The organism is Paraburkholderia sp. (genome assembly GCF_036488795.1).
In the GTDB taxonomy this organism is placed as follows: Bacteria; Pseudomonadota; Gammaproteobacteria; order Burkholderiales; family Burkholderiaceae; genus Paraburkholderia.
The window spans coordinates 50,628-65,524 of record NZ_DASXHA010000095.1 but is presented as its reverse complement, the minus strand read 5'-3'; the positions used below and the strand labels follow the sequence as shown (position 1 = coordinate 65,524).

The following is a 14,897-nucleotide window of genomic DNA, read 5'->3' as shown; positions in this document are numbered from 1 at the left end:
TATGAGCAACGACACGTTTTTGCACGCCACGCCCGCCGAACGCCTCGCGCTGATCGAGGCACGGCTCGCCGCGGCGCTCGCGCCCCTGACCTCCATCACGGTCAGCGACGACAGCGCCCAGCACGCGGGCCACGCCGGTGCCGCTGCCGGCGGTCACTTCAGTGTCACGATCGTGGCCGCTGCATTCGCCGGTAAGCCCCGCGTGGCGCGGCATCGCATGGTGTATGATGCGCTGGCCGACGCCATGCAGCGCGGCATTCACGCCCTCGCAATCACGGCGTACACGCCCGAAGAATTCGATTTGCTGTCCCGTTAGGAAACTTCCGATGACCTTGAAAAAAACCCGCCTCTGGGTATTGCTGGCCGCTTTTGCGGCTGCGCCTGCGTTTGCACAGAACATCGCCGTCGTGAACGGCACGCCCATTCCGAAGGCGCGTGTCGATGCGCTCGTCGAGCAACTCGTCCATCAGGGTCAGCAGGACTCGCCGCAGTTGCAAGCCGCGGTGCGCGAGGAACTGATCAACCGCGAAATCCTGATGCAGGAAGCGGCGCGTCGCGGTATTCCGACGCGTCCGGACGTCAAGGCGCAAGTCGCCGTGGCTCAGCAAACGGTGGTGCTGCGCGCGCTGATCGAAGACTTCGTGAAGAACAACCAGCCGAGCGACGCGGAAATCAAGGCACGTTATGACGCCCTGGTGAAAGACGCCGGCGGCAAGGAATATCACCTGCACCACATCCTCGTCGACAACGAAGACCAGGCCAAAGACCTGATCGCGAAGATCAAGGCCGGCGCCAGCTTCGAAGACCTGGCCAAGCAATACTCGAAGGACCCGGGATCGGGCAAGAACGGCGGCGACCTCGACTGGTCGGATCCGAAGGCCTATGTGCCGGAATTCGCCGCTGCCGCCACCAAGCTGCAGAAAGGCCAGATGACCGACACGCCGGTGCACACGCAATTCGGCTGGCACATCATCCGGCTCGACGACACGCGTGACATCACCCCGCCGCCGCTCGAGCAGGTGCGCGCGCAGATCGTCCAGCAGATCCAGCAAGAAAAGCTGCAGGCGTTCGAAGAGAACCTGCGCAAGAACGCGAAGATTCAGTAACGCGCCGTTGAATCACGGCATGGCCGGCCCGCCGCTTCATGGGCTAGCCCGCAAAAAACAAAGCCGCCCTCGGGCGGCTTTGTTGCGTTTGGCTCCCGGCTTTGGGCTGAGTGCCTACATCTGTGATTAGCCCAACCAGCGGCGCGCGTTCTGGAACACGCGCATCCACGGGCTGCCGTCGTTGGCGCGCCAGCCTTCCGGATGCCAGCTCATCTGCACCGTGCGATGGACGCGCTCCGTGTGCGGCATCAGCACCGTAAAGCGGCCGTCCGGCGTCGTGACCGAGGTGATGCCCTCCGGCGAGCCGTTCGGGTTGAACGGATACTGTTCCGTTGCCACGCCGCGGTGATCGACGAACCGCATCGCCACCGCGACGCGCGACGCGTCGCCCTGCTGCGAGAAGTCCGCGAAGCCTTCGCCGTGCGCCACCGCCACCGGAATGCGCGAGCCTTCCATGCCGTTGAAGAAGATCGACGGCGACTGCTGCACTTCGACCAGCGAAGTGCGCGCTTCGAACTTCTCCGACTTGTTGCGCGTGAACTTCGGCCACGCCTGCGCGCCCGGGATCATCGACGCGAGGCTGCTCATCATCTGGCAACCGTTGCAGATGCCCAGCGCGAAGGTGTCCTCGCGCGCGAAGAACGCGGCGAACATGTCGGCCAGTTGCGGGTTGAAACGGATCGTCTTGGCCCAGCCTTCACCCGCACCGAGCACGTCGCCATACGAGAAGCCGCCGCACGCGACGGCGCCCGCGAAGTCCGCCAGCGTGGCGCGGCCCGACAGCAGATCGCTCATGTGCACGTCGTACGCGTCGAAACCGGCGCGGTCGAAGGCATACGCGGTTTCGAGGTGCGAGTTCACGCCCTGCTCACGCAGGATCGCCACCCGCGGACGCGCGCCCTTTCCTACGAACGGCGCGGCCACGTCTTCCGCCGGATTGAAGCTCAGCGTCGGTGTGATGCCCGGGTCTGCGGCATCCAGTAGCGTGTCGTATTCGGCATCCGCGCAAGCCGGGTTGTCGCGCAGGCGCGAAATGCGCCAGCTGACTTCGCTCCACGCACGATGCAGTTCGGTACGCGGCGCCTCGTAGATCTTCTTCGCGTCACGATAGATTTCGATCGCGTCACGGTCGTTGGTCTGACCGATCACGTGCGAGCATGCGGACAGGCCATGGTCGCGCAACGCGGCCAGCACCGGATCGCGATCCTGCGCGCGTACCTGGATGACGCCGCCCAGCTCTTCGTTGAAGAGCGCGCGGATGGTGCGGTCTTCACGACGGCCGCTGGTCTGCTTCGCCCAGTCTTTGGCGTCGCCGTAATCGAATTCGTGATTCGGATCGAGCGTCAGCATGTCGACGTTCAACGACACGCCCACGTGACCTGCAAACGCCATTTCGCAAACCGTCGCCCACAGGCCGCCGTCGGAGCGGTCGTGGTACGCGAGCAGCTTGCCGTCGCTATTCAACGCCTGGATCGCGGCGAAGAAGCGCTTCAGATCTTCCGGATCGTCGACGTCCGGCGTCGTGTCGCCCACCTGCTGCGTCACTTGCGCGAGGATACTGCCGCCCAGCCGATGCTTGCCACGGCCGAGGTCAATAGCGATCAGGACCGTGTCGCCCGCTTCGTCCGCGCGGCGCAATTGCGGCGTCAGATGGCCGCGCACGTCTTCGACCGGCGCGAACGCCGAGATGATCAGCGAGACCGGCGCGACCACTTCCTTCGCGACGCCCGCGTCTTGCCACTTGGTGCGCATGGACAACGAGTCCTTGCCGACCGGAATGCTGATGCCGAGCGCCGGGCACAGTTCCATGCCGATCGCCTTGACGGTGTCGTACAGCGCCGCGTCTTCACCCGGGGCGCCGCACGCAGCCATCCAGTTGGCGGAGAGCTTGAGCTTGTCGAGCGACGCAATCGGCGCCGCCGCGATATTCGTGACGGCTTCGCCCACGGCCATGCGGCCCGACGCCGGCGCATCGATCACGGCGAGCGGCGTGCGCTCGGCCATGGTCATGGCCTCGCCGCGAAAGCCGGCGTAGTCCATGGTGGTGATCGCGACGTCGGCCACCGGCACTTGCCACGGCCCGACCATCTGGTCGCGCGCGGTCGTGCCGCCCACCGACCGGTCGCCAATCGTGATCAGGAACGACTTGCTGGCGACGGTTGGGTGGCGCAGCACGCTCACCGCGAGCTCCGACAACGCGAGGCCCGTCACGTCGACCGGCAGCAGCGTGGTCGCGACCCGCGTGACGTCGCGATGCATGCGCGGTGCCTTGCCGAGCAGGACTTCCATCGGCATGTCGACCGGCTGGTGGGCATTGCCGTCATGCTGTTCGGTGTCGATCAGCTTCAGCTGGCGTTCCGTCGTGGCCGTTCCGATCACGGCGAACGGGCAGCGCTCGCGTTCGCAGATGGCTTCGAATTCCGCCAGATCAGCCGGCGCGATGGCCAGCACGTAACGCTCTTGCGCTTCGTTCGACCAGATTTCGCGCGGCGACAAGCCGCTTTCTTCGAGCTGGATCTTGCGGATGTCGAAGACGGCGCCCTTGCCCGCGCCGTCCACCACTTCGGGGAACGCGTTCGACAAGCCACCCGCGCCGACGTCGTGAATGCTCAGAATCGGATTCTTCGCGCCGAGCTGCCAGCACGCATTGATCACTTCCTGGGCGCGCCGCTCGATTTCCGGGTTGCCGCGCTGGACCGAATCGAAGTCGAGTTCGGCGGTATTGGTGCCGGTCGCCATCGAACTGGCGGCGCCGCCGCCCATGCCGATGCGCATGCCCGGACCGCCGATCTGGATCAGCAGCGACCCTTCCGGCAGATCGTGCTTGTGCGTGTGCTGGTCCGAGATATTGCCGATCCCGCCCGCGATCATGATCGGCTTGTGATAGCCGCGCACGGTGCCGCCGACGTTCTGCTCGTACGTGCGGAAATAGCCGCCCAGATTGGGCCGGCCAAATTCGTTGTTGAACGCGGCGCCGCCGAGCGGCCCGTCGATCATGATCTGCAGCGGCGACGCGATGCGGTCCGGGCGCCCGTAGATCTGCTGCTCGTCAGCCGGATTGCGATGGCCGACCGGCTGTACGGCGTCGCGGGCGTTTTCCCACGCTTCGCGGGCGCCAGGCAAATCCAGGTTCGACACGGTGAAGCCCGCCAGACCGGCCTTCGGACGCGCACCACGGCCAGTGGCGCCTTCGTCGCGGATTTCGCCGCCTGCGCCCGTCGCGGCGCCCGGGAACGGCGAGATCGCGGTCGGGTGATTGTGCGTCTCCACCTTCATGAGCGTGTGCGTCAGCTCGACATGGCGCTCGTAGTGCTCAGCCAGCTCGCCTTGCGCCGCCGGCTTGCGCGGGAACCAGCGCTCGGCGCTGCCGCCTGCCATGATGGCCGAGTTGTCCGAATACGCGACGATGGTGCCTTGCGGATTGAGCTTTTCGGTGTTGCGGATCATGTTGAACAGCGAGATGTCCTGCTTCTCGCCGTCGATGGTCCATTCCGCATTGAAAATCTTGTGGCGGCAGTGCTCGCTGTTGGCCTGGGCGAACATCATCAGTTCGACGTCGGTCGGGTTGCGGCCGAGCTTCGTGAAGGCCTCGACCAGATAGTCGATTTCGTCGTCGGCGAGCGCCAGACCCAGTTCGGTGTTGGCGGCTTCCAGCGCGGCGCGGCCGTGACCCAGCACGTCGACGGTTTGCAGCGGCCTCGCCGGCAGCTCGTCGAACAGATGCATGGCGTGGTCGCGCGACGGCGCGACGCTTTCGGTCATGCGGTCATGCAGCGCGGCGATCACGGCCTCGCGCGCCTCGTCCGACAGAGCCTTCTTGCCGCCCAGCAGGCCGCTTTTCAGCAGCACCGTGTACTCGACGCCACGCTCGATACGGCGCAGTTGCGTGAGACCGCAGTGATGCGCGATGTCCGTTGCCTTGCTGGCCCACGGCGACACAGTGCCGAAACGGGGCACGACGAGGAAGGTTTCAGTCGTGCCGCGCTCCTTGCCGGCGTCGAACGGGTCGCCGTAGTGCATCAGCGCCTCGATCTTCGCACTGTCTTCCGCGCCAAGCGGAGCTTGCGAATTGACGAAATGCAGGTACTGCCCACGCACGCCGGTGATGTTGGCGTCGATGCGCGTAAGCGTTTCGAGCAGGCGGGTTTGACGGAAATCGGAAAGGGCCGAAGCGCCGGGGAAACACGAGAAGTGGGCCATGGACTTGACGTAGCGTCGATGAGTCGCGCGTGCAGGCGACATGAGGCGGAAAAGAAGTCGGAGATTATACCCCGGGAAGAGCCGCCCACGCCCGTCTCCCAAGTGCTCAGGTGCTCTTTTGAGACGGCGCGGGACACCCTCACGACCGTTTTCAGGACGGACCGCTGCTTGGCGGGGCGAGCCGTTTGACTGCTATCATTCGGCCTTTCACCAGATCGGCGCAGCGGCTCTCGCGCATGCGCCGCATATCACGCCTACGGGGAACGCGAGGCTCGTCGCGTTCTGCCGGCAAATCGAATAAACATGGATGTCATTGTCATTGGCGGCGGGATTGTCGGCGTCGCCACCGCTTATCAGTTGCGCGCAGCGGGTCACCGGGTGTGTGTGGTCGAACGCTTCGCGACGGTCGCCCAGGGCGCCACTTATGGCCACGGCGGCACCGTGTTGCCTACGCCGCTCGACGTCTGGTTCGGGCCGACCTTCATGCACAGCCGCCAGGGCGCCAGGAGCGGGGTGATCCGCAAGGCCGGTTTCAACGGCGCGGCGCGCCTGTTCGAGCGGCAGTTGGCGTCCCTGCAGGACCCGCAGGCGTTTAGCCGGCAATACGGACTGCTGCGTCCGTTGATCGAGGCTTCGCGCGACGCGATGGCCGACATCGAAAGCCGGTTTGGCCTGGAGTTCGAACAGGCGAGCGGCGTGCTGTATCTGACGCGTTCCGCGCAGGAATGGCAGCAGACCCAGCCGGCGCTGGAGTTGCTGCGCGAATACGAAGTCCCGCATCACCTGATGACGCCCGCCGAATGTGCGGCATTCGAGCACTCGGTGCCGACCGAGCCGGAATTTGCCGGCGGCGTGCTGTTCGACCAGGAGCGCACGGCGAACTGCCCGCTTTTCACGAAGCTGATCAAGCAGACGCTGGATACCCAGGGCGGCGTGCAGTTCATGCTGAACCGTGAAGTGGCCGCGATCCGGCTGGACGGCCAGCGCGCCGCGGTGGAACTGGCGCCGCGCCTGGGCGAAGTGACCTCGACCCGCGAGGTGGACGTCATCAGCGCCGACGCGGTCGTCGTGGCAGCGGGCGTGGGCAGCTTGCCGCTGCTCGAGCGCCTCGGCTTGCGCATTCCGGCGCATCCATTGCGGTTGCATACCTTGTCGGCGCCGATTGCACATGAGGAGTGTGTGCCGCACGTAGCGATCGTCGACGCGGTGAAGCGCATCACGATCACGCGGATGAACCACCGGCTGCGGATTGCGGGCGGCGCGGTGTTGCAGGCCGCGAACCAGCTGGACAAGCCGCTCCCGGAAGCCGTGACGACGGATGCGTTGGCGCTGCTGGGACAGGCCACCCACGACTGGATCCCGGGAGCGGCGAAGATTTCGGCGGCGCTGTCGTGGGACGGCATCAAGCTGTTGTCGCCGGACGGGTTGCCGCTGGTGGGCAATGCGCTGCATCCACGGCTATTCGTGAACGCGGGCCACGGCCCGGCGGGCTGGGGCCTGGCATGCGGGGCGGCGAAGCTGGTGGCAGACCAGATCAGCGGCATCGAGCCGGGCGTACCGCCCGAGACCCTGGCGGCGCTGCGACCGGAGCGGTTCAAGTAAAGAGACGCGCCTTCCGGCACAAGCCCCACCACGACGCACGAAGTGCGAAGTGGGATGAATGAGTGCCTTGTCACGAGCGGGTGAAGTGCGAGAGACGGTCTTGTCGCGGACCACTGTGAGCGGAGTCCAACGGGGGCTAACTATGGGCTGGCGGTCTGAAGCCGCTTTCTTTTGCCTACTTTCTTTGCGGCCAGCAAAGAAAAGTAGGTGCCGCCCGGCACAGGGGCAACGCCAATAGACCGACAGGAAAACAAGGAAAGGCCAACCCGAAGAAACGGCGCGAACAAGGCCGCGCCCATTGGCACTACCATGACAGCTTCGCACTGTCTGAGTCTCTGCAGAAGCCGCCATGACTGAAGCCCAAGCCACCGCCACGTCCCTGCTGAACCCGACTGACCGAGCGCTAGCGCTGCTCACGGTCGCCGAGCTCCGCGCCCTGGAAACGGAACACGCGGCCGCGCTCCCCCCGCATACATTGATGTCCCGCGCCGGCCAATCCGCTGCCGCCTTCCTGCGCGAGCAAATCCATACCGCCGCGACAAAAAAAATCTGGCTGGCAGCAGGCCCCGGCAACAACGGCGGCGACGCGTTGATCACGGCAACGGAGCTTCACAGAGCGGGCATCCCGGTAGAAGTCTGCATGCCGATCGAAGTCAAACCGGAAGACGCCCGCTGGGCATTGCAGGAAGCGCGCGCCGCCGGCATCAAAATCTCCGCAACAGCACCAGGCTCGTTCGAAGACTACGGCTGGCTGGTAGACGGCCTGTTCGGCATTGGCCTGACTCGCCCGCTGGAAGGAATCTTCGCGACGCTCGCGCAACACCTGACGCAGCACACCAGACGCCACGGCAAGGTGCTCGCCCTGGACATCCCGAGCGGCCTCGACAGCGACACCGGCAACCCGGCCGCCAACGGCCCAACCGTCCGCGCAACCCACACGGTCACCTTCATCGGCGCAAAGCCCGGCCTCTTCATGGCCTCCGGCCGTGACCTGGCGGGCAAGGTCGTACTGGCGCCGATCGGCATCGACACGAGTAGCCGCACGGCCGTGCAACTGAACGCACCGTCGCTGTTCAGCCCCTACCTGCCGCCGCGCAATTTCTCGTCCAATAAAGGCACGTTCGGCAGTCTCGCCGTGGTCGGCGGCGACACCGGCATGTGCGGCGCGCCGATCCTCGCCGCGCGCGCCGCGCTGTATACCGGCGCCGGCAAAATCTTCGTCGCGCTGCTCGGCGCGGGCGCCCCGCCCTACGACCCACCCCATCCGGAACTGATGCTGCACGCCATCGACGATCTGCCGCTCGACAAGATGGACGCGCTGGCGATCGGCTGCGGCATGGGCAATCGCGAGCGCGCAAGCCAGTCGTTGAACGACGTGCTACCACTTGACGTCCCCAAGCTTCTCGACGCAGACGCGTTGAACCTGATCGCCGCCGATCAGGCACTCGGCGCCAAGGTAGCCGCACGCGGCGCCAAGGGCGACCCATGCGTGCTGACGCCGCATCCGCTGGAGGCGGCGCGCCTGCTGGGCTGCGACGCACCGACCGTCCAGCGTGACCGGCTCGCCGCGGCGCGCTCGCTGACGGCGCGTTTTGCCAGCGTGATCGTGCTGAAGGGCGCCGGCACGGTGATCGCCGCGCCGGACGGCCGTATCGCGATCAATCCAACCGGCAACGCAGCACTCGCGACCGGCGGCACCGGCGATGTGCTGGGCGGCATCATCGGCGCCCTGCTGGCACAAAAGCTGCCGCCCTTCGAAGCGGCGCTTGCGGGCGTCTACCTGCACGGTCTTGCGGCTGACACGTTGACGGCGCAAGGTGAAGGTCCCGCGGGTTTGAGCGCGGGCGAACTGGCGCCGATGGTTCGCAAGCTGCTGAATCGCCTGTTTTATCCGGCACGGGATTGAGCCTGAAGGCACGACGTGAGCCGGACATGTGCCTGAAAGCGCGTGCGCAATCCATGGGCCATCCCGCTATCTGAACGCTTTACCCAAGACCCTGCCCTCATTCCTGCAAGGCCGCTATACTGAAAGACTGCGTCACCCGGCCGGGAGCCGTTGCGAACCCGACGCCCGTGGCGCGCCAGAGCATCCCCCGGGCTGCGCCTCGCGCACTGCCTTTCTTTCGTGCCCCTTCGTTAGACGGACGATCATGACGTTGAACTCGCTCCCTGCCTGGTCCTCGCTGCAAGCCCATTACGAACAGATTCGCAATGCGCATATGCGCGACTGGTTCGCTCCCGCGAACGATCCCGCCCCTACTCGTGCCGAACGCTTCACGTTTGCCGGCGGCGGGCTCGCGGCCGACTTCTCGAAGAATCGCATTACCGACGAAACGCTCAAGCTGCTGGTGCAAGTGGCGCGCGAGGCCGGCGTCGAAAAACGCCGCGACGCGATGTTTGCCGGCGAGATCGTCAACCCCACCGAAGGCCGCGCCGCCCTGCACACCGCGTTGCGCGCGACCGATCCGAACGCGCCGTTTCACGCCCAGATCGCGGCCGAGCGCGCCAAAATGGCGGGGTTCGCCGACAAGGTCCGCAGCGGTGCGTGGACCGGCCATACCGGCAAGCGGATTCGCTACGTGGTGAACATTGGTATCGGCGGATCGGATCTCGGTCCGAAGATGGTCGTGCACGCCCTGCATCATCTGGCCTCGCCCGACATCACCAGCCACTTCGTGTCGAACGTCGACGGTGCCGATCTGTACCGCGTCTTGCAGCAGATCGACCCGGAAGAGACGCTGGCCATCATCGTCTCGAAGACCTTCACGACGCTTGAGACCATGACCAATGCGCGCTCGATGCGCGACTGGTTCGTCCAGAAAGGTTGTCCGGAGAGCGCGCTGTCGAAGCATTTCGTCGGCGTGTCGGCCAACCCGTCCGAGGTCGTCAAGTTCGGTATTGCGAAGGAAAACATCTTCGAGATGTGGGACTGGGTCGGCGGTCGCTATTCGCTTTGGTCGGCAGTCGGCCTGTCGATCATGATCGCGATCGGCCCGCAGCAGTTCGACGAACTGCTCGCCGGCGCGAACGAAATGGATCAGCACTTCCGCGAGGCGCCGCTCGATCGCAATTTGCCGGTGCTGATGGGCATGATCGGCATCTGGTATCGCAATCTGTTCGGCTCGCAAAGCTACCTGGTGGCGCCGTATTCCGAAGCGCTGCATTTCCTGCCGTCGTATCTGCAGCAGCTCGAGATGGAAAGCAACGGCAAGTCCGCGCGGCTCGACGGTGCAACGGTCGACTATCCGACTTCCGCCGTCACCTGGGGAGAGCCCGGCACGAACGGTCAGCATGCGTTCTTCCAGATGCTGCATCAGGGCCCGACCGTCGTGCCGATCAACTTCGTCGCCGTGCTCACGCCGGAACATCCGCTCGTGAGCCATCATCCGCAACTGCTTGCCAACTGCTTCGCGCAAAGCGAAGCGTTGATGCTGGGCCGCACCCTGGAAGAGGCGAAGAAGGTGGCGGGGCCGGACAAGCCGGATCTGGCGCCGCATCTGGTGTTCCCGGGCAATCGTCCAAGCAGCACGCTGCTCCTCGATTCGCTCACCGCGCGCTCGCTCGGCGCGTTGATCGCGCTGTACGAGCACAAGGTGCTGGTGCAGGCGTCGGTATGGAACATCAATCCGTTCGATCAGTGGGGCGTCGAGTTGGGCAAGATTCTCGGCAAGGTGGTCGAGTCGGACCTGAAGGCCGCGAGCGTCGATGCGGCGAAGCACGATTCGTCGACCTCGGCTTTGATCGCGCGGGCGCGCGCGTTGTTGAAGCGCTGAGCGCGCGCGGGGTTAAGCCTGGACTGACCTGCATGACGGTATGCCGGCGGCGCGATTGCCGCCGGCGTGCGATCTGGGCCTGGCAGACGGTCTCACTCAATCAGACACGGGCGCCTGGCGCTTTCGCTCTTGCCGCCCTGCCATCGATTTGCCTGGTTACGGGCAAGGAACGCGCGGCGCGTCGCCGCATGAGGTTTGTGCGGCTTTCACCCATCTTCATTATCACCACCGCAAGTCGGCCCGCTATTCTCTGCCACCCGCATTGAAGCGGCGTTGCCAGCATAGAGAATGACTGCGCGCGATACTCAGACCAGCCGCCCCGCCTCGATCGTCACCGTTGTGTCGCAACGGCGCGCCAGTTCGATGTCGTGGGTAACGAGGATCAGCGTGGCGCCATTGGCGCGATTCATCCGGAACATCAGATCGATCACGGCGTGACCCGTCGCGGCGTCGAGACTGCCGGTGGGCTCATCCGCAAACAGGATGGCCGGATGGGTGACGAACGCGCGCGCCAGTGCGACGCGCTGCTGCTCGCCGCCCGACAACAGCTTCGGGTAGTGGCGCATGCGCTGCCCCAGACCCACCTGTTCGAGCAGCCCGCGCGCCCGTTGCGCGGCATCGCGCGAGCTGATGCCGCCTTGCAGTTCGAGCGGCAAGGTCACGTTCTCGAGCGCGGTCAGATGCGGCATCAATTGAAACGACTGGAACACGAAGCCGACCGAGCCGTTGCGCAGCGCGGCGCGCTCGTCTTCGCCCAGCTCGGTGAGTTCGCGCCCGAGCAGCCGAACCGACCCCGCGCTCGCGCTGTCCAATCCTGCGAGCAGACCCAGCAGAGTAGACTTGCCGGACCCGGATGCGCCGACAATCGCCACGCTGCTGCCCCCTTCAATTGAAAGATCGATCTGATCGAGAATTGTCAGCTCGCCCGTCGCATCCTTAACCCTCTTGGACAAACCCCGCACTTCGATGACTGGATCAGTTTTCTTTTGCATGGTGAAGCGTAGTTTGAAAGTGCGCCTGGTCAGCTCTGGCGTCGCTGCGCTGAAGGCGACGCTGGGCGCGGTCGTCCTCGCCACAACGTTGCCGCTTGCGGCCCATGCCGCCAATTCCCCTGAAGCGCCCAAGCCGGTCATCGTGGTGCTCGGCGACAGCATCTCCGCCGAGTATGGCCTGCCGCACGACACCGGCTGGGTTGCCTTGATGCGTCAGCGCCTCGCGAGTGAGCGCATCGATTATAGCGTTGCGAACGCAAGCATCAGCGGCGACACCACCAGCGGCGGACGCGCCCGCATGCCCGAACTGATGCAGCGCTTAAAGCCCAGCATCGTGATCGTCGAACTGGGCGCCAACGACGCGTTGCGTGGCGTGCCGCTTGCCACCACCCAGGACAACTTGCGCACGATCATCGAGCAGGCTCAGCAGGGTCACGCGAAAGTCGTGCTGGTCGGCATGTACGTTCCGCCTAATTACGGCCCTGACTACACGCAAAAGTTCCACGGGCTGTACGGCGAACTGGCGAAGGAATTTCAGGTACCGCTCGTGCCGTTTCTGCTCGCGGGCATCGCCGACAAACCGGACATGTTCCAGGCCGATCAACTCCATCCGACCCAGCAGGCACAGCCAGTGCTACTCAACAACGTGTGGCCGACACTCAAACCCCTGCTGCACACCGGTTCCTCCCATTGACAAGCCTCTTACATCTTGTTGCCAACACAAGGGGAACGTGCTCAGGGAATGTCGATCTGACACTTTCGCTTAACCGCGAAATCCGGCTCGATTTTTGAGCGCTTTTGAGAGGAGATAACGTGAAATACTTACCGTTAATCGCTTTTACCGTGGCAATTTCTGCCTGCGCCGCTCAACCGCCGGCTGGTGTTCAGTCCGTTGGACAAAGTCAGCAACCGCCGAAGGCAGTCGCGCAGTGTATCGCCCAGAAGTGGGCTGACGGCTCGCAACAGCAAGTCGTCTCGCAGGATACGATGGCCAACGACCAGGCCATGGACGTCTATGTTCCGGGCCAGCAGCCGCCTGGCGGCGCGGCCGCGGTGGTCCGCCCGAACGGCTCGGGATCGTGGGTCGGCTTTCGCTCCGGCAGCGGTGCGGGTAGCGATGCCAGCGGTTCGATCACCGGCTGCCTCTAACTCGCCAGTTAGCACTATCCATCCGGCAATCGACCCAGTCGGCTCGCCGAATGAAAAAACCCCGCAAATGCGGGGTTTTTTCATTCTGATGGTGCGTCGTTCAGAGCGCGGCGCTGCTGGCCGATCAATCGCTGCCTGACTGCGAACTATCCAGTGAGCCGTAGAACTTGACCTTCGAGCGAGCGCGCAGCGCGGCGACATACGCTTCCATTTCGGACTGCGCCTGGGTCTGAGCGATCTGTTGCTGAGCCGCTGCCAGCATGTTCGGGTTGACCGCCGCCGACGGCACCACCGCGTTCACGCGATAGATTGCATACCCCTGGTCGCCCAGATCCACGCCCACGTAGGCCGGCAACTTCTTCCCGTCGACCTTGTAGATCGCGCTCAACGCTGCAGGCGGCACGCCTTGCGTGTCGTTGCGTGAGACCTTCACTGCCGGCGCGAAACCGGTGGTCGCATTCGACTTCTGCAGTTCAGCCAGCTTCGCCGCGCCGTCCTTGTGCGCAGCCTCGTCGGCCTGCACAGCGATCACCTTTTGACGCACCGCGTCCTTGATGGTGTCGAGCGGAGGTACCGCCGCCGGCTTGTAGTCGGTCACGTGCGCAGCGATCAGCGTGTTATTGCCGACGTCGATGGCCTGCGTGTTGTTGTGCGACTGCAAGGCATCGTTCGCGAACACGGCCGTCAGGAACTTCGGATTGTTCAGCGGGCTATCCGGCGGCAACGCGGCGTTCGGTTGTTGCGTGACGGTGGCCGTCTGGATCGGCAGCTTGTACTTGTCGGCGGCCGGCTGCAGGCTCTTCGCCTGTTCGTAGACGGTCGACGTAAAACCGTCGGAGTCGTCGCTGAATGCTTTGGCTGCCTGCTGCGCTTTCAGATCTTTGGCGATTGCTTCCTTCACCGTGTCGAACGGCTGCGTTTCCGACGGCTTCACGTCGGTGGCCTTGAGGATCAGGTAACCCACATCGGTCGCGACGACATCGCTGATCTCGTCCTTCTTCAGCTTGAACGCGGCGTCGTCGAACGCCTGACCGCCCGCCATCATCTTGTGGCCGAAGTAGCCGAGATCGCCGCCCTTCGACGCCGAGGCCGGATCCTGCGAATTCTGCTGGGCAATCTTCGCGAAGTCGTCCGGATGAGCCTTCACTTGCGCGAGCAGCGCATCTGCCTTTTGCTTCGCAGCAGCCTTGTCGGCCGCGCTGGCATTCGGCGCCAGGGAAATCAGGATCAGGCTCGCGCGCATCTGTGCTTCTGTCTGGTAATGCGCGATGTTGTCGTCGTAGAACTTCTTCAGGTCCGCATCCGATGGCTGGATGGCCGCAGCGAGCGACGCCGGCGACAACACGAGGTACTGGATCGAAGCGGTTGCCGGTGTGGCGAATTCCGTACGATGCGCGTCGTAGTACGCCTGCACTTGTGCATCGGTAGGCTGGACCTTCGCGGCGTAGTCTTTCGGAGTGAAGTTGAGCGCCTGTACTTCGCGCTGCTGTTCGGCAAGCTCCGTCAGACTCTGCGCGAGCGTCTTCGGCGTGAAGGCGCCGCTCTCGATGCTGGCCGGCAACTGCTGCATGGCAAGCGTGTAGCGCACGCGCTCGTCGTATTGGTCGGGCGTCATGCCTTGCATCGCGAGCAGTTCCTTGTAGCGGTTCACGTCGATTGAACCGTCAGGATTTTTCAGCGACGAGATGACCGGATCGCTCATCAAGGTGCGGCGCACGGCGTCGTCGGATGCCGTCAGATGCAGGCGCTGCGTTTCATCGGCGAGAACGCGTTGCTCGATCAGTCCGTCGAGCATCTGCTGGCGACGCTCAGGTGTGTCGAACGCCTTCATGTCGAACTGGCTGCCGAGCATCTGACGCGCCTGGTTCAACTGTTGACGCATCGCGTCGTCGTACTCGGCGCGCGTGATCTTGTGACCGTTGACGCTGGCGACGTTGGCACTTTCGTCAAAGAAGCCGCGGAAGCCTTGAATACCCACGAAGCCCAGGCCCGGTACGATGACCAGGATGAGCATGAACATCATCAGGCGTTTGTGATTGCGGAAGAAATCGAGCATGCGTTAAGGATGCCAAAAA

At 64.4% G+C, this 14,897-nt stretch carries 10 protein-coding genes; 7 read left to right on the top strand and 3 right to left on the bottom strand.

Annotated features, from left to right (window positions below; all coding sequences use genetic code 11):
* The first annotated feature begins 1 nt into the window (after nucleotide 1).
* Nucleotides 2-316: a BolA family protein gene (locus VGH41_RS12850; RefSeq protein WP_331597830.1), complete on the top strand. Its 315-nt coding sequence runs from the start codon at nucleotides 2-4 to the stop codon at nucleotides 314-316.
* Between the two features lie 10 nt (nucleotides 317-326).
* The gene (locus VGH41_RS12845; RefSeq protein WP_331597829.1) at nucleotides 327-1,106 is read left to right on the top strand and encodes a peptidylprolyl isomerase; all 780 of its coding nucleotides are present in this window, start codon (nucleotides 327-329) and stop codon (nucleotides 1,104-1,106) included.
* A 126-nt stretch (nucleotides 1,107-1,232) separates the two neighbouring features.
* Here VGH41_RS12845 and purL read toward each other — a convergent pair whose 3' ends face one another.
* The gene (gene purL, locus VGH41_RS12840) at nucleotides 1,233-5,306 is read right to left on the bottom strand and encodes a phosphoribosylformylglycinamidine synthase (protein WP_331597828.1); all 4,074 of its coding nucleotides are present in this window, start codon (nucleotides 5,304-5,306) and stop codon (nucleotides 1,233-1,235) included.
* 303 nt (nucleotides 5,307-5,609) lie between these two features.
* On the opposite strand from purL, the gene VGH41_RS12835 reads away from it, so the two are divergent.
* The 3 genes from VGH41_RS12835 (at nucleotide 5,610) to pgi (ending at nucleotide 10,681) form a co-directional block, all read left to right on the top strand.
* Nucleotides 5,610-6,908, top strand: a complete 1,299-nt coding sequence (locus tag VGH41_RS12835) for an FAD-dependent oxidoreductase (protein ID WP_331597827.1) — start codon at nucleotides 5,610-5,612, stop codon at nucleotides 6,906-6,908.
* A gap of 349 nt (nucleotides 6,909-7,257) precedes the next feature.
* Entirely contained in the window at nucleotides 7,258-8,814 is a 1,557-nt protein-coding gene (locus tag VGH41_RS12830; protein ID WP_331597826.1) for an NAD(P)H-hydrate dehydratase, read from the top strand.
* A 244-nt stretch (nucleotides 8,815-9,058) separates the two neighbouring features.
* A complete protein-coding gene (gene pgi / locus VGH41_RS12825; protein ID WP_331597825.1) occupies nucleotides 9,059-10,681 on the top strand; it encodes a glucose-6-phosphate isomerase in 1,623 nt (540 codons plus the stop codon).
* A gap of 305 nt (nucleotides 10,682-10,986) precedes the next feature.
* Here the strand turns inward: pgi and VGH41_RS12820 are convergent, their stop codons facing one another.
* A complete protein-coding gene (locus VGH41_RS12820; RefSeq protein ID WP_331597824.1) occupies nucleotides 10,987-11,673 on the bottom strand; it encodes an ABC transporter ATP-binding protein in 687 nt (228 codons plus the stop codon).
* Here VGH41_RS12820 and VGH41_RS12815 point away from each other — a divergent pair.
* Together VGH41_RS12815 and VGH41_RS12810 are read left to right on the top strand one after the other, a co-directional pair.
* Nucleotides 11,672-12,367, top strand: a complete 696-nt coding sequence (locus VGH41_RS12815; RefSeq protein WP_331597823.1) for an arylesterase — start codon at nucleotides 11,672-11,674, stop codon at nucleotides 12,365-12,367. The two genes, VGH41_RS12820 and VGH41_RS12815, sit on opposite strands and share 2 nt — an antisense overlap.
* Nucleotides 12,368-12,486: 119 nt before the next feature.
* Nucleotides 12,487-12,822: a hypothetical protein gene (locus VGH41_RS12810; protein WP_331597822.1), complete on the top strand. Its 336-nt coding sequence runs from the start codon at nucleotides 12,487-12,489 to the stop codon at nucleotides 12,820-12,822.
* A 124-nt stretch (nucleotides 12,823-12,946) separates the two neighbouring features.
* Here VGH41_RS12810 and VGH41_RS12805 read toward each other — a convergent pair whose 3' ends face one another.
* Entirely contained in the window at nucleotides 12,947-14,878 is a 1,932-nt protein-coding gene (locus VGH41_RS12805; RefSeq protein ID WP_331597821.1) for a SurA N-terminal domain-containing protein, read from the bottom strand.
* Between the last annotated feature and the right edge of the window lie 19 nt (nucleotides 14,879-14,897).